We start from the raw sequence: 24,421 nt of genomic DNA on the forward strand, positions 1-24,421 counted from the left end.
TTTTCCTCGCTAACCCTGTTTCGTTCCGGCGAAGGAAGTCACGGCGTCGATGAGCCGGTCCGCGTCCACCTCGTCGTGGCAGGGCAGGGTGATGGTCGTTTCTTGCAGCCGGTGGGCGACGGGCTGCACGTCCCGGTATTTTCCCCGATAGAATTTCGTTCCGCTCAGGCAGTAGGTGCCGATGGTGCTTTCCACATTGAGTTCGGCCAGGTGGCGGATGAGCCCGTCCCGGTCCATGCCGTCGGGCACGGCGAAGGCCATGGATTGGACGTTGAAGACCACGTCCGGGCCGATGGCCTGGGGCCGCAACCCCATGGGGGCGAAGGCCTCGGCGCAGGCGTCGCGCAACGCCTGCCGCCGCTTGATGATGGCGTCGAGCCTGGGCAGTTGGGCCCGGCCCATGAGAGCCTGGATTTCGCTCATGCGGTAGTTGAATCCGGGCGCGGTGAAGTCCGGGCGGCCGTCCACCATCTCGCCGCCGTGGTTGAGGAGCAGTCCCAGGGTTTTCGCCAGGCCGGAGTCGTCGGTGGTCACGGCTCCTCCCTCGCCCGTGGTCAAAAGCTTGCGCGGGTGGAAGCTGAAGCAGGTCATGTCGGACACCCGGCCGCACTGCTCGCCGTGTTCGGAGCTGCCCAGGGCGCAGGCCGCGTCCTCGATGAGCGGCAGGCCGCGTTCGCGGCAGAGCTCCCGCACCCGGTGCAGGCCGGTGGGATTGCCCAGACCGTCCACGAAGATCACGGCCCTGGTCCGGGGGGTCAGCCGCTCGGCAAGGCGGTCCGGGTCCATGTTCCAGGTTTCCGGGTCCACGTCGCAGAAAACCGGCGTGGCTCCGGCCGTCTCGACCACGTTGGCCGTGGCAGGGAAGGAGTAGTCCGAGACGGCCACTTCGTGGCCCGGTCCGATTTTCAGCGCGGCCAGGGTCAAGGAAAGGGCGGTTGTGGCCGATGTGGTGGGAAAGGCGTGGGCGGCCCCGGTGTAGCGGGCCAGGTCCCCGGCAAATGTTGCCACGTTCGTTCCCCGGGTGAACATGCCCGAGTCGAACACGGCGCGGATGTCGGCCTCCACGTCGGCGAAGGCGATATACGGGCGGATAAGCCGCATCAGGGTTTCCTGTTTACGCATGGTGCTTTGGACGGTATCCCCAAGTTGCAATTCATTCAAGCGGATGCCTCCCCGAGACGGGAGGGCTTCCGGCCGGGCCGAAGGAGCGGGCGACGCGCGTCGCTTCCTTGCCCCGCCCGGAAGGTACAGCAAGATTCGGGCCGGATTCCGGCTTGTTGGCATGGATCATGCTTGGCATCCGGATACGTTTCAATGTTCATTCATTAAGGAAGTGAATCAATGATCCAGGGTCAACACATCTGCATCACCGGCGGCGCGGGTTTCATCGGCTCCCGGCTGGCCGGGCGGCTGGTGGCGGACAACAAGGTCACCATTTTCGACAATTTGTCCCGCAATTCGCTCAAGTCATGCGCCTTTGCCGACCATCCCAACCTGAACCTGGTGCAGGGAGACATACTGGACGTCAAAGAATTGACCAAGGCTGTCTCGGATGCCGACTATGTCATCCACTGCGCGGGCATCGCGGGTATCTTCACCGTGGTCCGCAACACGGTCAAGACGCTTGAAGTGAACATGGTCGGCTCGCTCAACACCCTGCGCGCCGCGGCCGAAAGCGGCCGGTGCAAACGCATCGTCTGCTTCTCCACCAGCGAGGTCATGGGCTCCCTGGCCTTTGTTTCCCGCGAGACCGACCGCACGGTCATCGGCGCGGCTGGCCAGGCCCGCTGGACCTACGCGGTCAGCAAGCTGGCGGAAGAGCATCTGGCCTCGGCCTTCCATCGCGAGCAGGGGCTGCCCGCCACCGTTGTCCGGCCGTTCAACATCTACGGCCCCGGCCAGGTAGGCGAGGGAGCCATGAAAATCTTCATCAACAAGGCGCTCAAGAATGAGCCCATCACCATCTTCGGCGACGGCACCCAGATCCGCGCCTGGTGCTTCGTGGACGACATGCTCGACGGTACCCTGCTCTGTCTGGAAAAGGACGAAGCCGTCGGCGAAGCGTTCAACATCGGCAATATCCGCAGCGTGCAGACCATCTACGGCCTGGCCAACACCGTGACCCGGGTTCTGGGTTCCAAGTCCGAAGTGGTCTACGGCGAGGCCCGCAGCGCGGACATCGAACTGCGCGTGCCGTGCGTGGACAAGGCCAGGGAACTGCTCGGCTTCGAGGCCAAGGTCGACCTCGAAGAGGGCATTCTGCGCACCGCCGAGTTCTACCGGGCGAACCCGGACTGCTGACGCCGCCGGACGGAGGGAAAGCCATGCTCGTCGCCGCGCTGCCCCAGGGGGCACGGGTCGTCATCTACGGGGCCGGAGGCCGGGGCCGACTGCTCGAATACACCCTCAATGAGCGTCGTCCCGACGTGACCGTGCTCGGCTATGCCGACACATTCAAACGCGGAAGGCTCGGGGACCATCCCGTCTTCGGTCCTGACGAGCTGCCCGACGGCCTCGATCTTCTGATAATAGCCTCGGCCTATGCCGACAAGATCGTCTCGGCCCTGCCCGAAGCAGTCCTGCCCAGGACCGTGAGTTACGATCCGGTGGCTCCCCCGCTGGACCTGCGGGAACTGCGCGGGGGCCGCTTGGCCGTGGCCACCACCCGCGCCTCCCAGGCCGCGCTGATGAATTTCTTCAACCTGCCCCTGGCCGGGGAGGCCGAGGTCCTGGCGGCGCACCTGGACCCGTCCTGGACGCTGTCCCTGTGGAACTCCTACCTGCGGGACCAGGCCGACCGGGGACGTATCCTGGGATATGCCGACTTGGACCCGGCCGCGGTGGACGGCGTGTACCTGGCCGAGTACGGCAACGGGCACGTGCTGGAATTCTTCAACGATACCCCGTTGGCCGCGGCTCCCCTGTGCAACGCCGGGCTCCGGGCGCGGCTGCACAACACCGTTCTCGGCCTGAAACAGCGCTTCGGCAGGCTGACCGTGCTTGAGTTCGGCAGCATTTTCACGGTGGGCGGCGGCAATTATTCCACCCTGGCCATGGCCGAGGTCCTCTCCGGCGAGGACGCCTTCACCACGGTCAACCTGGACGAGGGGTCGCTTCGGGCCGCGCGGTCCGTGTGCCGGGCATATCCGCACGTGGACTATTTCCTCGGCACAAGCGGGGAATTCATCGAGCAGAGGCTGGACGGCCTGGGGGATATACATTTCGCCTGCCTGTTGCACCGCCCATGCGCAGAGCCGTTTGTGGCCGATGAGTTCGAGCGGTTGGCCCCGCACATCCCCGAGGGCGGCAAGCTGCTCCTCGGACACACGGGCAAGGGGACCGTGCCGGCTGCTTTGGAGGCGCGGGTGGCGGAAACCGGTTTTTCGACCGCGTATAGGGACGGGTCGAGCTGGATCGTGGAGCGGGGCTGATCCCCGCCGGGTTTTCGACGCGCCCTTGGACACGGGGGCGGAAAAATCGTCCGGCGCGGTCCGGGCGGCCCGATCCGGCGGTCAAGGCGCAACCCGCTGGAGTTGCAGACGATCATTCACTGTATGAACAGTTTCTCCGGGGCTCCGGTTCGGCCCTGGGAGGGTGGCACGCAACTTGCTTGAATTATTGCTGCCGAGTGGCTCGCAAGGCGGCAAAATATTTAACGAAGCATCGAATCCCGACGGCCGGACGCCGTGCGCGGCGGGAAAGACGAGGCGGCACGAAGCATGAGCGAACAGGTTAACCGGCAGAAGCGTGAGATAGCGGAGACCTATTTTGGCTACTCCGGCATCGACATCGAGCACTTCACCGACATGGTGGAAGGGCCCAGGGACCGGACCGTGGTGCACATCCCCGCCCGTTCCGGGTCCACGCGCATCGAAAACAAGAATATCCGCGAACTCAGCGGCCTGCCGCTCATCGCCTATACCATCGCCGTGGCCCGCGCGATGCCCGTGGACCGGGTCATCGTCAACACGGACAGCCGCGAGATAGCGGACATCGCCGAGAAGCTCGGGGCCGAGGTCCCGTTCCTGCGGCCCGCCGAGCTGAGCGCCGACGACGTGTCGCCGGGTTTCGCCCTGTTCTACGCCGAGCGGTTCCTGCTGAGCGAGGGGTATCCCCTGGACGCGACCATCGAGATGTATCCCACCTCGCCCTTCCGCAACGCGGCCAAGATGGCCCGGTATGTGGACGCCCTTTCCCGCGCGGGATATTGCGCCACCGCGTTCCTGCCCAACATGGAGCTGGAGCGGGTGCGCGCCCGGGACGGCGTGCTGCTGTCCCCTGAGGAAATCCGCTGCGAGCGGGGCAACGTCAACTTCAAGCTGTTGGCGGGCTTCCTGGGCATGAAGCTGCTTTCCTCCCAGATGCGCTGGTTTCATTACGCGCTTATCGACGACCCCGTGGAGCTGGTGGACATCGACACGCCGGAGGATTTCGCCCTGGCCGAGTACATCACGGCCAACAACCTCTATGATTTCGGGGTGGCATTGTGAGGGCATTCATTTCTTTCGGATATTACGACATCAGGGAGCAGCAGCTTGTCGGCTCGCCCGTGATCCTGCGCCATCTCCTGAAAGACACCCTGCGTTGCCTGGAGCATTGCCCCGGCGTGCGGCTGGGCGGCGTGCTGCGTACCCAGGAGTTGCCCGCGAGTCTGCCTCCGGGAGTGCCCGAGCTGCGCATGACCTCGGCCGAGCGCACCCGGGCCGAGCTGACGGCCATCGCCGGAGCGGCGGGGGACGGGGACAACGAGGTTGTCGTCATCCGGCCCGCCCAGGGGGCCATCTTCGCGGACCGGCTCGCCCAGTTCTGCGAGAGCGTGCGTCCCGTGCCGTCCCCCCTGGTGGTCTCGGCCATCCGTTTTTCCTCCCTGTCCCATCCCTTGTGGAACATCCGGGTGGCGGACAGCCGCTTCCACTGCGACGGGGCCATCCGCCAGCCGCGTTACGGCACTCTCCGCGTCGCGCCCCTGGAGCGTGTTTGCCCGGAGCTCTGGAACCGGGCCAAGGTCAAGGGGTTGGCCCACGGCTCTCAGTACCTGGACAGCCTGTACCAGGACGACGGGGCGCTCTACGCGGCCAGGATGGACATGATACCCGCCGACGGGGTAGTTCCCTCTCCCACGGAAGCCGTTATTTGCCAGGCCGACCCCGGAGCCGGGGACGGCATTCTGGCGCGGCTGCCGCTCTTTCAAATGAGCAGACGCCAGGCCCTCGATGCGAGCCGCTTGGAAATCCTGCTGGAAAAGCTGGCCGCGGCCGGGGACGAGCCCTTTCGCGCCAGGCCCGCGGGCCCGGCGTCGAACAGGCTGCACTGCTAGGCGCGCGGCGGGAGATTTGCGGTGCGCATAGGAATCATCAGCGACGCCCACGGCAACGGGCCGGGCCTGGACCTGGTCCTGTCGTTTCTCAAGAGGCAGGGAGTGGACCGCCTCCTGTTTCTGGGCGACGCCATAGGCTATTGTCCCTACAATCGGGAGACCTGCGAGAAACTGGAACGGTCCGGAGCGGATTGCCTCATGGGCAATCACGAGGCCATGCTCCTGGGCCTGGATCATATGCCCGAGTGGGCCGTGGACATAGTCCGCCTGCCGAAAACCTGGGACGAGTTGCCCAAGGGATGGGGCGACATGGTCAAGGCCAACGGCCTGGAGAAGACGGTGGAGATCGGGGGACGCAGGATATTCTGCACCCACGGCGTGCCGGGGGAACCGTTTACCCGCTACGTGAACGCCGACCAGGCCGCAGACATCGATTTCGACGGCGACATCATGCTCATGGGCCACACTCACCGGCCCTACGTGGTCCGCCATCAAGGGCGGCTCATCATCAATCCCGGCTCCTGTGGAATGCCAAGGGATTACGGGGATCTGCTTTCCCTGGCCATCCTTGATCCCGAGACCATGGACGCCCAGGTCCACAGGTTGCCTTTCACGCCGCCCGAGTCCATGCTGCAACAGGTCCACCCGAGGGTGGCGCAGTGCTTCGAACGCACGACCGAAGACGTTATCGGCAAGATATGGAGGCCATATGAGCAAGCCTAGCGGTCCCTGCGTACTCGTCACCGGCACGGGCGGCGGCGGCTTGGGAGAGCAGTTGGTCAAGGCTTTGCGCCTGGCCGGGACTCCCTATCGCGTGGTGGCCGCCGACATCACCCGGCTGAGCACCGGCCCGGCGCGCGGCGACGACAGCGTCATCCTGCCTCCCGCCGGGGCGGACGATTACCTGGACGCGCTCCTCGCGGCCTGCCGCAGGCACGGCGCCGAAGTGGTCCTGCCCGGTTCCGAGGCGGAGCTCAAGGTTCTCAGCGCGCGGCGCGAGGAGGTGGCGGCAGCCGGGCTTTTCCTGCCCATCAACTCCCGGCCCGTGATCGAGCGGTGCATGGACAAGCTCGAACTCTTCCGTACGCTCGAGGAATTGGGCGTCAAGGGGCCGCGCTACGTGCGCGTGACCAGCCCGGCGGACGTGCGCGACTTGCCGGTTTTCCCCATGGTCTTCAAACCGTCCACGGGCGCGGGCGGATCGGTGGATACCTTCATCGTCCAGACCCCGGAGGAGGCGCGGACCATCGCCGAATACCTGTGCGCCTTCCGTGCGGAGTTCATCGCCCAGGAATACGTGGGCCGGTACGACCAGGAATACACCGTGGGCGTGCTTTCGGACATGGACGGCAATTTTATCAATTCCATCGCGCTCAGGCGGCACACCTGGACCTCGCTGGGCTGCCGGATGCGGGTTCCCAACCGGACGGGCCGGGCCGAGCTGGGCGATACCCTGGTCATCAGCAGCGGCATATCCCAGGGGGACATCGGCCCCTTCCCCGAGGTCTGCGGACCGTGCGAGAAAATCGCTGCCGCGCTCGGTTCGCAGGGACCGTGCAACATCCAATTGCGGCTGGTGGACGGCGAGGTGCATCTTTTCGAAATCAACCCCAGGTTCTCGGGGACCACGTCCCTCAGAGCCATGGTGGGGTTCAATGAAGCGGACACGTTAATCAGAAAACACGTTCTCGGCGAAACCATCGAGTCGCGGTTCCCCTTCGGGAGCGGCGTGATTCTGCGCAGGCTGGAAGAAAGCCTGGTCGAGTCGAAGTGAACGCAACCCAAGGAGTGAGGCAATGATCCCCAAATACGCAGAGCCCGGTGAATGGCTGACCGACGGCGGACTGACCGATCAGGGGCGGCAGGCCCGCAGGACCTACGCCAAGTTCGTGTCGGGACTGATGGACCTCCCCGTGTCCACCTATCGGGTCAGCCGGGCCCTTCACCTGCTCCAGTCCAACTATTACGACACCTCAGCCGACGGGTTCGCCCTGCCGCCGCACACCATCAATTTTTGCGTCAACAACGTGTGCAACTTCAAGTGCTCCTATTGCGACCTGAACCACGGCCGTCAGGAGTGGGATCATCTGAACACCAAGATGAAGCACAACGTCATCGACCCCAAGGTGCGCCATGAGCTGCCTCTGGACCTGTGCAAACGAATCATCGACGAAGTAGCCTGGTTCAGGCCGACCATCCGCATCCCGTGGATGGAGCCGCTGCTCTATCGGGACCTGATTCCGTTCATCGAGTATACCAAGAGCAAGGGGCTGCAATTCTCCATGCTGACCAACGGCCTGCTCCTTCCCAAGTACGCCAGGCAGTTGGTGGACGCGGGCGTGGACGCGCTGCGCGTTTCCCTGGACGGGCCGGCGGCTGTTCACGAAGAGCTGTGCGGGGTCAAGGGAGCCTACTCCAAGATTATCGAAGGGTTGCAGATCCTGGTGGAGGAACGCAAAAAACGCGGCATCGATCTCCAGATAGGCTGCTACTTCACGGTCAACGACAAGAACTGCGACCAATTGGTGCCGTTGCTCGAATCGCTGGATGAGGTCGGGCTTCTCGAGGAGATGTTCATCGGCTTCTTCATGTTCAACTACATCTCCAAGAACATGGTCGAGGCCCACAACACGCATCACGCGGCCGTGTGCGGGGCCACGGTGGAGGAGACCAGCGCCCAGTACATCGATATTTCGAAAATCGACGTGGACAGCCTGCTTGCGCAGCGCAAGGAGATCGAGGAACGGTTCGCGCACCGCACGCGCATCCATTTCCGGCCGGACTTCACCGAGTCCAACCTGGATTTCTGCGTGTCCGACGCGGCGGGCGAGTTCCCGGGCAGCCGTTGCGAGACGCAATGGCACACCCTGTTCATCAATCCCGACGGCGAGATCAAGTCCCTGCCGCAGTGCATCCTCGACCCGGTGGGCAACGTCCACGACGATACCTTCCTGGACATCTGGAATGGCGAGAAGATGCGCGAGCAGCGCAAACTCCTGCGTGAGTACGGGGCCTACTACGGATGTATGCGTTGCTGGTCCATCTACAACAACATCGAGGACTTGCAGGGCAGTTGGAAGAGTTTCCCGCCCTCCGGGACCGGGGAGTAGCCGTGACCGACACGACCAAGACCTGTCCTGTGTGCGGCTCCGGGCGATACGACGCCCTGTTTCCGGACTATCGGGGCCGGTGCGTCACGTCGCAGATGTTCTTCATCGACGGCCTTGGGCTGGAGAACCGCTGCTGCCGGGACTGCGGGTTCATTTACAACGCCGCCGGGACACGCGGGCTGGGCGCGGAGGTCTACAACAACGCCGTCTGGAAACCCAAGCCGCAGATCATGTGCTATTCCAAGGAAGTGAAGACTTCCCACCAGAAGGCTTGGGAAGCCTTTCAAGGTCTGGTGGACCTGCCGGAGGCCGGGACCGTCCTGGACGTGGGCGGCGGCACCGGGGCGTTTCTCGAATGCGTGCACCGCGACCGGCCCGGCTGGGAGCTGCACGCCATCGAGCCGGGCGGCGGATTCGACGAGATGTGTCGCCGCGTGCCCCTCAAGTCGGCCCACAATCAGGCCTATGACACCCTGGCCCTGGACGAGACCTTCGATTGCGTCATCTCCCTGTCCGTGCTGGAGCACCTGGACAATCCGCTGCACGCCCTGCGCTGGATGCTCGCGCGTCTCAAGCCGGGCGGGCTGCTCCTGCTGCAACTGCCCGATTTCGAGAAGCTGCCCGGCGACCTTGTCTGCGCGGACCACGTCAACAAGATGACCGTGCCGCATACGCGTATGCTCGCGGAGTACGCCGGATTCGAGGAGGTGGGCGCGGACACGGCCCTGGTCATGTTTTATCTGGTCCTTCGCAAGGGGACGCCCGCGACAGGGCCCGTGCCCTCCCGTTTCGAAGAGAACTCGGCCATCGCTCGCCGAGCCGAGAAGGTGGCCCGGGCGACCATCGAGGCCGTGCGCGCCTGCGTGGAATCCGCCCAAGCGGCGGGCGGGCGGGCCGCGGTCTTCGGAACCTCGCCCATCGGGTCCATGGCTCACCTGCTCCTGGAGTGCGGGGACGATATCGCCTGCTTCGTGGATGAGAACAGGAACGCCTGGGGCCGGGATATCGACGGCCTGCCCGTGGTCGGGCCGGAAGACATGGGCGGGCTCGGCGTGACCGATCTGGCCCTGGCCATCAGCCCCCTTTATTGGGAGACCGTGGCCGAAAAGATGCGCCCCTTCGGCGTAACCGTGCACGTCCCGCAACTTAACTGATCCGGGGAATCTTATGAGCGCCGACACCCTCGACATACTCTTCGTCCACATCGATCCCTGCATCCGGGCCGAGAAGGAGGCCTTTGCCCTCGCCAACCGGGGCCACCGTGTGCATCTGCTCTGCCAGGGGTTGAACTTCCAGCCGAACATGCGCGACATTTGCGCCTCTGTGACGCATTACGCCGACCTGGCCGAGCTGGGCGCGCTGATTCGGAAAAGGGACGATTTCGACGTGGTCCACTGCCACAACGAGCCCAATGAGCCCACCGTGGCCGCGCTGGACAACACGGACAGGCCCGTGGTCTACGACTGCCACGATTTCCGGGGACTCCGCCAGACGCTCGCCGGAGCCGAGGCCGAGACCGAGCGGCGCTGCTTCGAGGACACGGCAGCCGTGGTCCATGTCAGCCGGGGCATGGCCGAGGCGGCCGCCGGACGGTACGCCTCGGACAAGGTGCTGGTCCTGCCGAGCTACCCCATGCTCACGGCCGCTCCCGCCGAACACCTGCCCAAGCTCGACGGCAACCATCTGGTCTACCTGGGCGGCCTGCGCGACCGGGGCTCCGTGCACTACGAATACCGCAACTACCTGCCGTTTTTCGAGAAGCTGACTGCGGCCGGGGTCCATGTCCACGCCTATCCGGCGGACTTCAATCCCAAGAACCTGGGCACCTACCTGGCCCTGGACCGGGAGAACGAATTCTTTCATCTGCATCCCAAGCTGCCCTATGCGGAGCTGCTGCGCGAGATCAGCCGCTACCAGTGGGGGCTGTCCGGGTTCAACTTCATGGACATCAAGGACCCGAACACGTTGCTTTTCCTGAATAACGCTCTGCCCAACAAGCTCTTCGACTACCTGCTGGGCGGGGTCTGTCCGGTGGTGGTCAACTGCGAGACGTCCGGGCGATGGGCCGTGGAGCACGGTCTCGGCTACCATGCGGCCGACGCGGAGCAGATGGTGGACATCGTCCTCCATGAAACGCCCAAGCCCCCCCTGTCCGATTTCGGCCGGGTGGACATGCTCGAACAGGTCGGCAAGCTGGAAGGATTGTACCGGGAACTGTTGGCCTAGCCTGCGGCCCGTTCGAGGACCGCGAGGACGCGCCGGGCGTGTTCGTCCGGGTCGAAGCGGGCGGCCGCGAAACGGTGGGCGTTCTCGCCCATGCGCGTCAGCCGTTCCCGATCTGCCAGGGCCGCCATGGCCGAGGCCAGGGCTTCGGCGTCGCCTGGCTTCACCAGTTCCCCGGTTTTGCCGGGCTTGATGAAGACTTCGCTCTCTCCCGCAGCCAGCACGGGCCGTCCCTGGCTCATGGCCTCAATGACGTCGCGCCCCCACGGATGCCCGGTCAGGTCGGGCCTGAGCACCAGGTGTGCGGCGCGCATCTCCGCCTCCGGGTCCACGGCGAATCCCTGAAAACTGACCACGTCGTCGATGCCCGCGTCTTCGATGTACTGTTCCAGCGAGCGGTAGAGCGCGTCGTGGATGCCGATGCGTCCGCCGAACAGGCGCACACGCACTCCGGCCCGGCGCAGTTCCGGCGCGGCCAGCCCGCAAGCCTCGATGCACAGTCTGTGGCCCTTGGTGGGCGAGACGTGGGAGAACATGCCGTAGACCAGCCCGTCTCCGTCCGGCATGGGCGCGGGTTCGCCGGGCACGGGGGCCGGGTTGAAAATCACGCTGGCATCCAGGCCGAAGACGCGGCGGGCCTGCTCAGCCTCGGCCGGGCTGATGGCCACCAGCTCCCGAACCCTGGCGCGGACCAGCGGCCGGGTCAGGGGGAGCAGGGGCGCGTCCTCCAGGAGCATCTCCCGGCAGTGCAGCACGGCGGGCCGTGCTCCGAGGGGCAGGGCGGCCAGCAGGGTGGTGTAGCTGTTGTAGTGGATTACATCCGGAGAGAAGTCGTCGGCCAGCCGTCGGATGCGGCGGAACTCGCCGGGCCGGGACACGGCGCGGCCCACGTTTTTCCAAAAGGGGATGGGGCAGGCCGCCAGGGACATGGGATAGTAGGGGATGCGCACGAAATCCACGGCCACGCCCGCTTCGGCCAGCTCCGCCACGCGCCTGCCCGTGCGCGACGGCGCCGAGATGCTGATTACGCGGACCTCGTGGCCCAGCCGGGCCAGCCCCCGAGCCAGGAAAAACAGGCTCTTGGCCGCGCCGCCGCTGTCTATGTCGTTGGTGACGGACAGTATCCTCATCGATGCCCCGTTGCGCTGTGCATATCCTGTCTCTATAACCCATGGATTTCGAGAGCAAAACACATTTTTTCGGTGAATCCGGGCCGCAACCCCCTCTCGGCGCGTCCTTTTTTTCAAGGCGTTTTCGGCTCCGCCGGAACCCGTCCGATATGTGTGGACCTTCACCTGAAAACATACTACGAAATATCTTCAGTCCGTGCGCGGACACATTACCGAAGACATGAAACCGAAGCAGGGGAGCACGTTAAACCGGATGGTTGAACTCATTCGCGCGGCCAAAGCCGCGACCATGATACCCGGCGCGCCCGTCATTGAGGACGCGGCCATTCTCGTCGAGGAAGGAATCATCAGGGAGGTCGGCGCCTTCGCTTCCCTGGGCCGAACTCATACCGGCGACGTTCTCGATCTCGGGGACGTTTTTCTTTGTCCGGGCCTGGTCAACGCCCACTCCCATCTCGAACTGGCCCACCTGCGGGGCAAGTGCCCGTCTGGCCGCGGATTCGTCGTCTGGGTGGAAAATCTGCTCAAGCAGCCCATATTTGATCTCGAACCGGACGCCCTGGACGAGGCCGTGAAGGAATTGAAGCGGACCGGGACCGTCATGGTAGGGGATATCGCCACCCGTTTCGCCAAGGAGATGGCCGGAATGCTTGCCGCATCCGGCCTTTTTTTCGCGGTTTTCTGCGAGGCCATCGGCGAGACCGTGCCGAAGAAGACCTTCATTCCCTCGGGCGAGTTCGAAGCCGGATTTCTGTCCGTGGCAGGGCATTCCCTGTACACCACCCATCGGGACGTGCTCCGCGCCGCCAAGAAGGAGAGCCGGGAGAGGGGGCTGCCCTTTTCACTTCACCTGGCCGAGCATGACGACGAGGTCGCCATCATGGCCGGGGAACCGAGCGCCTTCCTGGATCTGCTCCAGGCTCGCGGCCGTCTGCTCGACTTCGAACCGCCGAAAAAACGCCCGGTCCGGCAGGCCCTGGATCTCGGGCTGCTCGACGAGACCACCCTGGCCGTGCATTGCGTCAAGGTCACGGACGAGGACATCGCCGCCGTGCGCGAATCCGGGGCCACGGTCTGCCTGTGCCCGCGCTCCAACGAGTTCATCGGCGTGGGCCGCGCCCCGTGGGAAAAATGGTTCGCCTCGGGCGCACCGCTTTGTTTGGGAACGGACTCCCTGGCCTCCAACACCGATCTCGATTTGTGGAACGAGGCTCTGTATCTCAAGGAAAATTTCGACGGCGGGCTGTCCCTGGAGGACGTGCTCGCCATGGTGACCCGCAACCCGGCGCGCATCCTGGGCGCGGGCAACACCCTCGGCACGCTGGAACCGGGCAAGGTCGCTTCCTTCGCCCTGGTGCCGGATACCCTACAAGCGTTATTCTAGGATTGTCGGAGGCAGAAACGACATGAAATGGTTACACAAGGACCTGCTGGACGTGTCCCAGCTTTCCAAGGCGGAGGTCATGGCGATCTTCGAGACGGCGGGACGTTTCCAGGAATTGCAGGAACGGCCGGTCAAAAAGGTGCCCACCCTCAAGGGCCGCAGCGTGGTGCTCTTCTTCGCCGAACCGAGCACGCGCACCAAGACGAGCTTCGACGTGGCCGGAAAGCGGCTGTCCGCCGATACCTTCTCGTTGGCAAAAAGCTCGTCCAGCCTGACCAAGGGCGAGTCCCTCAAGGACACCGCCCTGACCCTCCAGGCCATGGCCCCGGACGCTATCGTCATCCGGCACTGGTGCTCGGGCGCGGCCCGATTCATGGCCGATCGGCTGGAATGCTCGGTCATCAACGCCGGCGACGGCAGGCACGCGCATCCCACCCAGGCCCTTCTGGACTCCTTCACCCTGCACCAGGAGTGGGGCGACCTGAACGGCAAGACCATTCTTATTCTCGGCGATATCGCCCACAGCCGCGTGGCACGCTCCAACGTCATCCTGCTGAACATGCTCGGCGCGAAGGTCAGGCTCTGCGGTCCGCGCACCCTCCTGCCCCCGGCGTTGAAAACGTGGCCGGTCGAGGTCTACTCCGATCTGGACGAGGCGGTCAGGGGCGTGGACGCCGTCATGTGCCTGCGGTTGCAGCTTGAACGCCAGAAGGACGGCCTGCTGCCCGATCTGCGCGAGTACGCCAGGACCTACGGGCTGGGCATGAAGCATGTGGAGCTGGCGAATCCGGACGTGCGCATCATGCATCCCGGCCCCCTGAACCGGGGCGTGGAAATCAGCTCCGAGCTGGCCGACACCGCCAATTCCCTGATTCTCGATCAGGTGGCCAGCGGCGTGGTCGTGCGCATGGCCCTGCTGTTCCTCTATATGACCAGGAAAGGCGAAGAATAAGGAGCGGGGATGCCGCCCGTGGCGGCGTAGTCGGATGACTTCGCCTCCGGCGGCCAAAGGGGCGTGCCCCCTTTGGAATCCCTATGCCGCCTTCGGCGAAATTGACCGTTTGAAAGGCCGAACCTTCGCGGACGAAAAATCCCGCGAAGCGGCACAAAAAGTTTTGGAGATTCCTAAGAACCTTTTTCAAAAGGTTCTTAGGCCCCCGGAGGGGCCCCCGGCAGGGCCGCCGGAGGCATACAGAAGAATAGGGAGCGGGGATGCCGCCCGTGGCGGCGTAGTCGGATGACTTCGCCTCCGGCGGCCAAAGGGGCGTGCCCCCTTTGGAATCCCTAAGCCGCCTTCGGCGAAATTGACCGTTTGAAAGGCCGAACCTTAGCGGACGAAAGACCCCGCGAAGCGGCGCAAAAAGTTTTGGAGATTCCTAAGAACCTTTTCCAAAAGGTTCTTAGGCCCCCGGAGGGGCCCCCGGCAGGGCCGCCGGAGGCATACACAGGAGGCAGACATGGCCAAGATGGATTTGATTGTCAGACGAGCCAAATTGGACGGACAGGATGTGGACGTCTTTGTTTCCGGCGGCAAAATAACGGAAGTGAAGCCCTCGGCCGAGACCCTCGACGCGGGTGACGCCGTGGTGGAGGAGGCCTTCGGGCTGACCCTTTTGCCATCAATGACCGACGTGCATGTGCATCTGCGCGAGCCGGGCTTCGAATACAAGGAAGACGTGGAATCCGGCCTGCGGGCAGCCGCCTGGGGCGGGTTTTCCAACATCATGTGCATGGCCAACACCAAGCCGGTGAACGACAACGGCGCGGTCACCGAGTTCATGCTCGACAAGGCGCGCAAGCACTGGCCCGACGGCCCGCGGCTGTTCCCCATCGGCGCGCTGACCAAGGGGCTTCAGGGCAAGGAGCTCGCGCCCATGGCCGAACTGGCCGGGGCCGGATGCGCCGCCTTCTCCAACGACGGCGTGCCTGTGGAGTCCACCAAGATATTCCGCCTGGCCGTGGAATACGCCTCCGATTGGGACCGCGTGGTCATCGACCACTGCGAGGACCCGTATCTGGGTGTGGGCGCGGGCGTCAACGAGGGCGAGGTGTCCAGCCGCCTGGGTCTGCCCGGACAGCCCGACGTGGCCGAGGCCATGCAGGTGGCGCGGGACATCCTGCTCGCGGAATACCTGGATTTGCCTATTCATCTGGCGCACATTTCCTGCCGCCGGTCGGCCGACCTCATCCGCTTCGCCAAGTCGCGCGGGGTGAAGATTTCGGCCGAGACCACGCCCCATTACCTGACCATGACCGAGGATATTCTCGAAGCCGAGGCCACGGAATTCGACGCGCTGGCCAAGGTCAACCCGCCCCTGCGCACCGAGGATGACCGGCAGGCCATGATCGAGGCCCTGAACGACGGGACCATCGATTGCCTGGCCACGGACCACGCGCCCCATGCGGGCTACGAGAAGGAGACCGAGTTCGACGTGGCCCCTTGCGGCATCACTGGTCTGGACACGGCTCTTTCCGTGACCTGGGGATTGGTCCGTGACGGCGTGCTCACGCGCGAGGCCTTTGTCCGCGCCTGGACCACGGCTCCGTGCTCCATCTTCAAGCTGCCCGTGAACACGTTCAATCCCGGCGACCCGGCGGACTTCTTCCTGTTCGACGAGGACGAGGAATGGACCGTCGCTCCCGGCACCCTGCATTCCAAGGGAAAGAACACGCCCCTGCTCGGCTCCGTTCTGAAGGGGCGGGTAAAAACCCATTTCATTGCGGGCAAAAAGGTTGTATAGCAGGATTTCCCGGCGACCTAACAGGGCCGGGAACCGCGCCGGAGCGATGCCTTTTTTTCGCGGCGCGGCCAGCTAACGATTCAAAGTGAGGCCGTCCTTTTCGAACCTTCCAGGACGGCCGAGAGAGGAATGATATGAGCCAGCCTTTCAAAGATGCTGTCGGCTTTTGCAAAACCATCATGCGCAACGGGTTTGACGCATATATCATCAATGCCCGGCTCCAGGCGCTTACCCTGGACGAAACGGGCAACGAGCAGGAACTGGACATTTGCACCGAGGCCACGTTCGACGAGTTGAAGAAATACTTCCCCACCATGGAGGAATCCGGCGACAAGGGAATCCTCGGCACTCTCGTGGAAGGGGGCGTGACCTACTATTTCTACCCCGCGTCCACCGAAGTGGCCGCCTACACCGACGAGGTGGTCTCCACCATGACCCCCCGGCTGATGAAGCGGCTTGAGCGGCGCGGCGACATTCCCCTGTCCGCCGTCTGTCCGTTCATCCCCCGGGCCAAGGAGACCTACGCCGATTTCGCGGACTTCACCGAGGGGCAGATCCGCTTCAAGGGAATGCCCGATCAGGCGTTGAAAAAGGATTACTCCCTGGCCTACCGCGCCATGCGCTTTGCGGCCAACTTCGACAAGGAAATCGAGGCCAACACCTGGATAGCCATCGTGCGCAACTCCCGCCGCGTGCTCGACTACGTGCCCATGTCCGACTTCCTGGACGAGTGGCGCAAGGTCGAGGCCGAGTCCATGCACAAGTTCTTCGGCCTGCTCTTCGATTCCATGCTCCTGCACGGGCTCATCCCGGAGATCGCGGCCCTGTCCCGCGTGTGGCAGATCAAGAATCCCGAAGAGGGCACCGAGGAGACCGTCCTGGAGCACACCCTGGACGTCATGAAGGTCTACCCCGAGGAGCTTCCCTTCGACTGGTTCGGCACCGTGGCCTGTCTGTTCCACGACATCGGCAAGCTCTACACCGCCGAATTCTACGACGACCGCTGGAATTTCCTCCAGCATCACCGCGTGGGCGCCAAGGTCGCCCGCAAGGTCCTCAAGCGCCTCCGTTTCGAGGAGCATGACATCGATCTCATCTGCGATCTCGTCCAGAACCATATGCGCCCCCACTTCATGCTCACCGACAAGGGCATCCGCCGGTTGCGCTCGCTGGACGAATACCCGCGCATCATGGAGATGGTCCGCGCCGACATCAAGGCGCGCAACGGCTCCTGGCGTGAATTCAACCACAACCTCAAGATGGCCGAACGTGCCGACATCCCGGACCTCGAACTCGAACCGCTGCTCGACGGCAACCGGATCATGGAGCTGGCCAAGCTCAAGCCCGGTCCGGCCATCGGCAAGATTCGCGACCAGCTTCTTGAAGCCCAGGTCCGCGACGATGTGGCCACCCTTGAGGAGGCCGAGCGGTTTGTTCTCGATTACGTGGACGAACACCGCCTGTACTAGTCCGGCCCGTATCAAGCTCAATACGCACCGCCTCTGCCCATGTCGGCAGGGGCGGTGTTTTTTTGTGGGTGAGGAAGGAAGTTGAAACCGCCTGCGGCGGGGAGGCCGGGTGACTTCGCCTTCGGCGGGCAAGGGGAGCGCCCTCTTGTACCCCCATTGCCGCCCTGTGGGGCGCGGGATAGGCGGCAGGGGGGCGGGAGGAGGAAGTCCCCTTGGGGAGCGGCGGAGCACAAAAAAAAGCCGACTCTTTCGAGCCGGCTTGCAGAAAGCGCGGAAATGGGGTCTAGACCGTTACGCTGGCCAGCTGCGGGGCGGCGTCGCCGGGCACTGCCTGATAGGCTTCCAGGGCTTGGCTCATGCTCGCCTTGGCTGGATTGAACCGCGCTTCAAGCCGGGTGGTCAGGTCCTGAAGCTGGGCTACGTTGTCGAGTTCGCCCTTGAGTTGCTCCAGAAGATCGTTGAGTTCGTCCAGGGGATCGGTGTCGGCCGAGTTCGAGGCTTGGGCCGCCTTGAGGAAGAAGCGGGCATTGACGTCCTGGGTGGCTGAATCGCCGCCGGAAGCCTCGGCAACATGGAAAATTTCGTTTTGCCCGTTGTCGAAAAACTCGTTCAGGGCCGTGTTGATGCCGGAATTGAATTGGGCGATGGCCGAGTCGCCCGCAGCGACGCCGAAATTGCGGTCGATGAACTTGAGGACGTTGAGCAGGCCGTTGCCCAAGGTGTCCTCGTTCACGCCGGAGGCGGTGGCCTGGACGATCATCCCGGCGGCAGCGGCGGCCGTATCGTCGCCGAACCGCTCACGCAGCCAGTCCATGGTGGAAGCGAGCTGGTCGCGCAGTCCGTCGGTGTCCTTGGGCTCGCCGTTTTCGTCGGTGACGTCGCCCATGCGGCGAATGATCTCGTTGGCGAAGGTCTCACCCAGCGTGCGGGGGAAATCCTCGGACAGCTTGCCCGCCTGGCCCGGAGCCTGGGCCAGGGCCCTGGCCGCCGGGGTCAGCCCGTCCTTGGCCGGGTTGGACACGGCGATCTGCCCCAGGCGCAGCCCATGGCTGTCGTCCAGCAGCTTGGACGCGTTCCCCAGGTCCTCGCCCTGGTCGGCCCGCGTCTTGAGCGTGTGCATGAACCCGTAGTTCATATGTGCGCCGGAGATAATCATGCCTGCTTTATCGGAAGGCCCCGGCAATTCTTTATACCCCCGGCCCCCGAAAAACGAATATTTGGTTTTCGGGGAACAGGTCCCTGCCCGAGCTTGCGGACAGGGACCCGTTTTCGAACGTGTTGCGCCTCAGGACGGCGGATTCGGGCGGCAGGGAAACCTTTCGTTCCGACGACGCCTATTGTCTGGCGATGCTTTTGATCGCGCCGTCTTCCATCTCGACGACGGTGTCGGCATAGGCCGCGTACTGCGGATCGTGGGTTACCATCACCACTGCGAGTCCGTCCTTGTTGAGGTCCTTCAGCAGGCGCAGGATTTCCTCGCCAGTGGCCTTGTCCAGGCTGCCCGTGGGTTCGTCCGCGAAAAGGCAACGCGCTTTTTTGACCAGCGCCCGCGCGATGGCGGCCCGTTGCTGCTCGCCGCCCGAAAGCATGGAGGGCAGGCGGTTCCATTTTCCGCCCAGGCCGACGCGCTCAAGGCATTGCCGGGCTTCCTCGACGCGCTGGCGGGGGACCGGCCGCAATCCGTTCATGAAGGGCAGCAAGGCGTTTTCCAACACCGTGAGGTACGGCAGCAGATGGTGGAATTGGAAGATCACGGCGAAGTCCTTGTGCCGGATGGTGTTCAACTTCCCTTCCTCGACCCGCACGATGTCGGCGTTGTTGTAGACCAGGCTGCCCGAGTCCGGTTTCTGCAAGGTGGAAAGGATGTGCAGCAAGGTCGTCTTTCCCGATCCGGACCTCCCGACAACGGAAACGAACTCTCCTTCCTCCACGGTCAGGGAGACATTCACGAGAGCCTTGGTCGGAGCTCCTTGGCCGTTAAACGTCTTGGATATGTTTTCAGCTTTAATCATGTCGTCTCCTACAGGCTGAGCAGGGCTTCGGAGGGCTCCACCTTGGAAGCCTTCCATGCGGGGATGAGGGCCGCGGTCACGGACAGGCAGGCGATGACGCCGCAGACGCCGCCGTATCGCAGCCAGTTGAAGGCGACGTCCGCGCCGGCGGCCACGTCCAGGACATCCAATATGCGGAAGGAGACGGCATAGCCTGCCGCATAGCCCACGGCTCCGGCCAGCACGCCTATGAAAAACGCCTCCACGCAGAAGATGGCGAACACCTGCCCCCGGGAATAGCCGAGGGAGCGCAGGATGCCGATTTCCTTTTTCCGCTCGTTTACGGCGGACAGCATGGAAATGCCGACCATGGCCGAAGCCGTCAGGAGGATGACGAGGCTGACGATCATGGCGAGGTCCTTGACGAAGGTGACGGAATACATGCGCTGCTTGACCACGCTCTGAAGGGCTGTGACGCGCATCTCCGGCAGGGCTTCCCGTATCTGGGCGACGATGTCTTCGATGGGGCAGCCGGAGCAGAGAGCGGACACCTCCACGAAATGGATGCGGTTTGGCGCGTCCATGGTTCGCTGCAACGAGGCGAGGTCCGTGATGAGCATCTTGTCGTCGTCGTCGCCGGTCTGGTGCAGTATGCCGGTGACCGTATAGGCGTCGCCGCCGAGTTGCACCGCGTCGCCGATGCCGAGTCCCAGCCGGGAAGCCGCCACCGAACCCGCGATCAGGTCCCTTTCCGCCTTGGGATACGTTCCGTCGAGCGCCCAATAGCTCTTTATGCCGAGTTCGTCCCGCCAATGAACGCCCACGACGCCGACGCGGTGGCCGCGGATTGCCGTTGAGGTGATGAACTTGGGGGCGACCGCCGCTATGCGGTCCTTGAGGCCGATGGACCGGACGGCTTCAACCGTTTCCGCGCCCGACAGGGAATGTTCTCCCATGTTCATGGCGCCCAAGGTGAAGCCGCCGTAGGAAACGGCCAGCGTTTCCTCCTTGGGGGCCACGAGGATGTTCGCGCCATAGGCCGTCAGTTTCTTTTCCAGGCTGTCGCCGATGACGCGCGAAACGTCGTCCAGGGAGACCACGCTCATCACGCCCAGGGTGAACACGAGCGTCAGCAGCCCGGTCCGCCATGGTTTGCGCCGTGAATTCCGCAGGGGAATGGTCAGTATGTTCATGGCCGCTCCTAGAAGAACCGCGCGCCGGACAGGATGTCCGCCGTTTGGATGCGCACGAAGGCGTCATCCCGGGTCCGTTTCAGCGGAGCCGGGTTGCAGCCGCCTTCGACCACGTTTATGCGGCTTGAGTGAAAGCGCATACCGCAGTTGTTGCACCGCACGAATTCGCCGACGAGGCTGTAGCCCTTGCGGGACTCGTAGCAGACGTCGCAGGCGTCGAAGGCCGCCCTGATCTCCCCGTCGTTGCTTTGCAGCAGGAAGAACCGGATGTCCTTGCCGTTGTCGGCGAGCTTGTAATAGTGGATGTCGCCGTCATCTACCTTGTCGACGGGGATGACGACGGCTCCTTCTTTGGGGGTGACGGTTTCGTAGCCGTCGCCGAACAGGTTGAAGGCCATGGAGTTGGTGGAAGTCCAAAGGACTGCGGCCGTGACGACGGCCAGACAAAAAGCGATATTTCGAGTGAATCGGTAAAGTTGCATTGTATCTCCTCGCGTGACTGCGCGGCGCAATGCCTGCGCAAAGCGGTCTATCCCAATGGGGAATATCGAGTTTCCCGGCTTGTTCGGACGGGAAACGGGCAAATGGATCGGAAAGGGAAGTACGGGCGTCGGGACGCGGGGAGTCTAAATTCTAAAGGACATGGTGCGAAGGAAAAGGCCGTGCCGCGGCGAGGGACCGCTTCGCGCAAGCCTTATGCCAATCAGGCTGGGCAGAGGGGCCGCCCTGCGGCCGGTCCAGGCGTCATCGGCCCGGTGGAGGGCGACGAGCTGTTTTGCCGTGGGGGCGGGAGCGTGCCGCGCCGCATCGGCAAGCGGCGTTCCGGGGACATGCGAGCAGATGCAGTCCGCATCGACGGCGGCCTGGGCCGGAGAAGGCGCGGGGCAACAGGACCCGCTCGGAACCGAGGTTTTCCCATGCATCGGCATGGGGTGAGGCGAATCTTTTTGGGCGCAGTGGGCGCATCCGGCCTGCCCGGAGCAAGCCGCGTCCCCGAACGGGACGGTCTTCGCAAACGCGGCGGGATGAATGAACAGGCCCGCAACGAGGAGAATGCATAACGCCGTTTTCAGAACGATTCGCATTACTGCTTTCTATATTCTCCCGCCCGGAAAGTCAAAAAAGTGGACTTGTGAGGTCTGGAATAAGAAAACACTTTGGATTTATTGTTTTTAATTCATTTTTCATGGGGCTAGCCGCCGCGCGGGTTACGCCAGTTTTTTCAGTAGGCGCGGAAACAAAAAAGAGGCCGGATTTCTCCGGCCTCCTGCGATCGAATATGAAGCGGGGTGCGGTTATTCCGCGCCCACGTGCATTTTGAAGGCTTCGAGGGTGTTGACCATGAGCTGGGCGATGGTCATGGGGCCGACGCCGCCCGGGACCGGGGTGATGGCGTGGACCTTGTCCTTGAGGCCCTCGAAGTCGCAGTCGCCCGCGAGTCCCTCGTCGGTGCGGTTGATGCCCACGTCGACGACGACCGCGCCTTCCTTGACCATGTCGGCGGTGACGAAGTTGGGTTGGCCGATGGCGGCGAAGACGTAGTCGGCTTCGAGGCATTCGGCCTTGAGGTTGGCGGTGCGGGAGTGGCACAGGGTCACGGTGGCGTTGGCGCAGGGGCCGCTCTGGGAGAGCATCATCGCCAGGGGCTTGCCCACGATGTTGGAGCGGCCGATGACCACGGCCTTCTTGCAGGCGGGATCGAGGCCGTAGCGTTTGAGCAGGTTGATGACGCCGGCCGGGGTGCAGGGCTTGAAGCCGGGCAGGCCCAGGGACATCTTGCCCACGTTGACAGGGTGGAAGCCGTCCACGTCTTTGTCCGGGTCGATGAGGTCGAGAATTTTCTGGGAATCCAGTCCCTTGGGTAGGGGCAGCTGGACCAGGATGCCGTCCACGGTGACGTCGCGGTTGAGTTCCTGGATAAGGCCTTCCAGCTCATGCTGGCTGGCCGTTTCGAGCCGATGGGGAATGGACCGGATGCCGCAGTCCGCGCAGGCGCGTTCCTTGTTGCGGACGTAGACCTGGCTGGCCGGGTCTTCGCCCACCAGCACCACGGCCAGTCCGGGTTTGCGGCCGTACTTGGCCTCAAGCTTGTCAACCTCTTCCCTGATTTCGGCGCGAATGGTCGCGGCCGTTTCCTTTCCGTCAAGCAGAATCATGTCTCTCTCCGCGTTTGAAATATTGGAATGCCGTACTAGCGCTGGTCGCTACGTAGAGAAAAAGGGCGCGGAAGGCAAGCCGCGGGCATGATATTCCCAAGCAGCCGGGCCGGGGTGCGGGCCGGCTTCGCATTGAAGCGTCGGCGAAAAAACAGGAAAGGCGGGCGGATGAGGGCGCAGGAAAGGGAAGAGGGAAAGCCTTGTTGAAAAGGACTTCCCTCTTCCCCTCGTGTATCTGTCGGACGTCTAGTCTTCGAAGAAGCTGCTCGCCAGGACGGGACCGTAGTAGATGCCGTCCTCGTCGAGCTCTTCCTCGATGCGCAGGAGCTGGTTGTACTTTTCGAGCCTGTCGGAACGGCACAGGGAGCCGGTCTTGATCTGGCCCGCGTTCACGGCCACGGCCAGGTCGGCGATGAAGTGGTCGCCGGTTTCGCCGGAGCGGTGGGAGACCACGTTGGTGTACCCGGCGGTCTTGGCCAGCTCGATGGTGTCCAGGGTCTCGGAAACCGTGCCGATCTGGTTGAGCTTGATGAGGATCGAGTTGCAGATGCCCCGGTCGATGCCTTCGGCGAGGATGTCCGGGTTGGTGACGAAGATGTCGTCGCCAACGAGCTGGATGCGGTCGCCGAGCTTGTCGGTCAGGGCCTCCCAGCCGTCCCAGTCGCTTTCGGCCAGGCCGTCTTCGATGGAGATGAGCGGGAAGCGGGAGGCGAGGTCGTCGTAGAAGTCGATGAGCTCGGCGGCGGTCAGAATCTTGTTCTCACCGGCCAGGACGTATTTGCCGTCCTTGTAGAACTCGGACGCGGCCGCGTCGATGGCCAGGCCCACATCGCGGCCGGGTTCGTACCCGGCAGCCTCGCAGGCGCGCATGATGTACTGGAAGGCCTCGGCATGGGAGGTCAGGTTCGGGGCGAAGCCGCCCTCGTCGCCCACGGAGGTGACGTGCTTGTCCTTGGCCAGGATGGACTTCAGGTTGTGGAAGATTTCCGCACCCATGCGCAGGGCTTCGGCGAAGGTCTCCGCGCCCACGGGCATGATCATGAACTCCTGGATGTCCAGGTTGTTGGGAGCGTGCTCGCCGCCGTTGATGATGTTCATGAGCGGCGTGGGCAGCACTTTGGCGTTGGTTCCGCCGAGGTACTGGTAGAGCGGCATTCCCATGTAGTTGGCGGCGGCGCGGGCCGCGGCCATGGACACGCCGAGGATGGCGTTGGCACCCAGGCGGTCCTTGTTCTCGGTGCCGTCGAGGTCGATGAGCGCGTTGTCCAGGGTGACCTGGCGCACGGCGTCCATGCCGATGACGGCGCCGGCGATTTCGCCGCGCACGTTTTCAACGGCCTGGAGCACGCCCTTGCCGTTGTAACGCTCTTCCTTGTCGCGCAGTTCCAGGGCCTCGCGGGACCCGGTGGACGCGCCCGAAGGAACGGCTGCCCGGCCGATGTCGCCGGATTCCAGAATCACTTCGCACTCCACGGTGGGGTTGCCGCGCGAGTCCAGAATCTCTCGCGCCCAGACGCCGGTGATGATGCTCATATCAAACTCCTTGAAATCAGGGTTGTACACGTTGCAAACAGTGAAAAACGGGCGGAGTCTAGAGGATTTTCCCCCGATGCTCAATTCCTTACTACGGATGCGCGGCGATGGGCAGTTATTTTTCGAAGGGGAAGAGAACGACACGGAAACGGCACGGGACGGCATTCGGGAAGC

General features: G+C 63.8%; 21 protein-coding genes. 13 read left to right on the forward strand and 8 right to left on the reverse strand.

Annotation, left to right across the window (positions count from 1 at the left end):
- Positions 1-9 precede the first annotated feature (9 nt).
- Complete coding sequence (locus tag PSN43_RS01340) at positions 10-1,122, reverse strand: DegT/DnrJ/EryC1/StrS family aminotransferase (RefSeq protein WP_272698913.1); 1,113 nt, start codon at positions 1,120-1,122, stop codon at positions 10-12.
- 219 nt (positions 1,123-1,341) lie between these two features.
- Between PSN43_RS01340 and PSN43_RS01345 the strand changes: the two genes are divergently transcribed.
- The 9 genes from PSN43_RS01345 (at position 1,342) to PSN43_RS01385 (ending at position 10,653) form a co-directional block, all read left to right on the forward strand.
- Entirely contained in the window at positions 1,342-2,301 is a 960-nt protein-coding gene (locus PSN43_RS01345) for an NAD-dependent epimerase/dehydratase family protein (RefSeq protein WP_272698914.1), read from the forward strand.
- Between the two features lie 23 nt (positions 2,302-2,324).
- Positions 2,325-3,431: a hypothetical protein gene (locus tag PSN43_RS01350; protein WP_272698915.1), complete on the forward strand. Its 1,107-nt coding sequence runs from the start codon at positions 2,325-2,327 to the stop codon at positions 3,429-3,431.
- A 288-nt stretch (positions 3,432-3,719) separates the two neighbouring features.
- Positions 3,720-4,490, forward strand: coding sequence for a cytidylyltransferase domain-containing protein (locus PSN43_RS01355; protein WP_272698916.1), 771 nt, complete (start codon positions 3,720-3,722; stop codon positions 4,488-4,490).
- Positions 4,487-5,317, forward strand: a complete 831-nt coding sequence (locus tag PSN43_RS01360; protein WP_272698917.1) for a hypothetical protein — start codon at positions 4,487-4,489, stop codon at positions 5,315-5,317. The genes PSN43_RS01355 and PSN43_RS01360 overlap by 4 nt, the downstream gene beginning before the upstream one ends.
- Positions 5,318-5,338: 21 nt before the next feature.
- Complete coding sequence (locus tag PSN43_RS01365) at positions 5,339-6,040, forward strand: metallophosphoesterase family protein (RefSeq protein WP_272698918.1); 702 nt, start codon at positions 5,339-5,341, stop codon at positions 6,038-6,040.
- Positions 6,027-7,091 (forward strand): ATP-grasp domain-containing protein, encoded by a 1,065-nt coding sequence (locus tag PSN43_RS01370; protein WP_272698919.1) that lies wholly within the window; start codon positions 6,027-6,029, stop codon positions 7,089-7,091. Before PSN43_RS01365 ends, PSN43_RS01370 begins: the two co-directional genes overlap by 14 nt.
- Before the next feature lie 22 nt (positions 7,092-7,113).
- On the forward strand, positions 7,114-8,427 hold the full coding sequence (locus PSN43_RS01375; RefSeq protein WP_272698920.1) for a radical SAM protein: 1,314 nt from the start codon (positions 7,114-7,116) through the stop codon (positions 8,425-8,427).
- A gap of 2 nt (positions 8,428-8,429) precedes the next feature.
- Positions 8,430-9,581 carry a class I SAM-dependent methyltransferase gene (locus PSN43_RS01380; RefSeq protein WP_272698921.1) on the forward strand — a complete coding sequence of 384 codons (1,152 nt, stop codon included), beginning with the start codon at positions 8,430-8,432 and terminating at the stop codon, positions 9,579-9,581.
- A 13-nt stretch (positions 9,582-9,594) separates the two neighbouring features.
- On the forward strand, positions 9,595-10,653 hold the full coding sequence (locus tag PSN43_RS01385; RefSeq protein WP_272698922.1) for a glycosyltransferase: 1,059 nt from the start codon (positions 9,595-9,597) through the stop codon (positions 10,651-10,653).
- On the opposite strand, the gene PSN43_RS01390 is transcribed toward PSN43_RS01385, so the two are convergent.
- Positions 10,650-11,780 (reverse strand): glycosyltransferase family 4 protein, encoded by a 1,131-nt coding sequence (locus PSN43_RS01390; protein WP_272698923.1) that lies wholly within the window; start codon positions 11,778-11,780, stop codon positions 10,650-10,652. The genes PSN43_RS01385 and PSN43_RS01390 overlap by 4 nt on opposite strands.
- A 253-nt stretch (positions 11,781-12,033) precedes the next feature.
- On the opposite strand from PSN43_RS01390, the gene PSN43_RS01395 reads away from it, so the two are divergent.
- From PSN43_RS01395 to PSN43_RS01410, 4 genes are all read left to right on the forward strand, one after another.
- Entirely contained in the window at positions 12,034-13,164 is a 1,131-nt protein-coding gene (locus PSN43_RS01395) for an amidohydrolase family protein (protein WP_272698924.1), read from the forward strand.
- Between the two features lie 22 nt (positions 13,165-13,186).
- Positions 13,187-14,116: an aspartate carbamoyltransferase catalytic subunit gene (locus PSN43_RS01400; protein ID WP_272698925.1), complete on the forward strand. Its 930-nt coding sequence runs from the start codon at positions 13,187-13,189 to the stop codon at positions 14,114-14,116.
- 505 nt (positions 14,117-14,621) lie between these two features.
- The gene (locus PSN43_RS01405; protein WP_272698926.1) at positions 14,622-15,905 is read left to right on the forward strand and encodes a dihydroorotase; all 1,284 of its coding nucleotides are present in this window, start codon (positions 14,622-14,624) and stop codon (positions 15,903-15,905) included.
- A 134-nt stretch (positions 15,906-16,039) separates the two neighbouring features.
- A complete protein-coding gene (locus PSN43_RS01410; RefSeq protein WP_272698927.1) occupies positions 16,040-17,374 on the forward strand; it encodes an HD domain-containing protein in 1,335 nt (444 codons plus the stop codon).
- Between the two features lie 283 nt (positions 17,375-17,657).
- Here PSN43_RS01410 and PSN43_RS01415 read toward each other — a convergent pair whose 3' ends face one another.
- The 6 genes from PSN43_RS01415 to eno form a co-directional block, all read right to left on the reverse strand.
- Complete coding sequence (locus PSN43_RS01415) at positions 17,658-18,509, reverse strand: hypothetical protein (protein WP_272698928.1); 852 nt, start codon at positions 18,507-18,509, stop codon at positions 17,658-17,660.
- A 199-nt stretch (positions 18,510-18,708) separates the two neighbouring features.
- Complete coding sequence (locus PSN43_RS01420) at positions 18,709-19,386, reverse strand: ABC transporter ATP-binding protein (protein ID WP_272698929.1); 678 nt, start codon at positions 19,384-19,386, stop codon at positions 18,709-18,711.
- 8 nt (positions 19,387-19,394) lie between these two features.
- Positions 19,395-20,558, reverse strand: coding sequence for an ABC transporter permease (locus tag PSN43_RS01425; protein WP_272698930.1), 1,164 nt, complete (start codon positions 20,556-20,558; stop codon positions 19,395-19,397).
- A gap of 8 nt (positions 20,559-20,566) precedes the next feature.
- Complete coding sequence (locus PSN43_RS01430) at positions 20,567-21,040, reverse strand: DUF2318 domain-containing protein (RefSeq protein ID WP_272698931.1); 474 nt, start codon at positions 21,038-21,040, stop codon at positions 20,567-20,569.
- An 813-nt stretch (positions 21,041-21,853) separates the two neighbouring features.
- Positions 21,854-22,714 (reverse strand): bifunctional methylenetetrahydrofolate dehydrogenase/methenyltetrahydrofolate cyclohydrolase FolD, encoded by an 861-nt coding sequence (gene folD / locus PSN43_RS01435; RefSeq protein ID WP_272698932.1) that lies wholly within the window; start codon positions 22,712-22,714, stop codon positions 21,854-21,856.
- A gap of 246 nt (positions 22,715-22,960) precedes the next feature.
- The gene (gene eno / locus PSN43_RS01440) at positions 22,961-24,247 is read right to left on the reverse strand and encodes a phosphopyruvate hydratase (protein WP_272698933.1); all 1,287 of its coding nucleotides are present in this window, start codon (positions 24,245-24,247) and stop codon (positions 22,961-22,963) included.
- Positions 24,248-24,421 lie beyond the last annotated feature (174 nt).

The organism is Desulfovibrio sp. Fe33 (genome assembly GCF_028532725.1).
Classification (GTDB): Bacteria; Desulfobacterota; Desulfovibrionia; order Desulfovibrionales; family Desulfovibrionaceae; genus Pseudodesulfovibrio.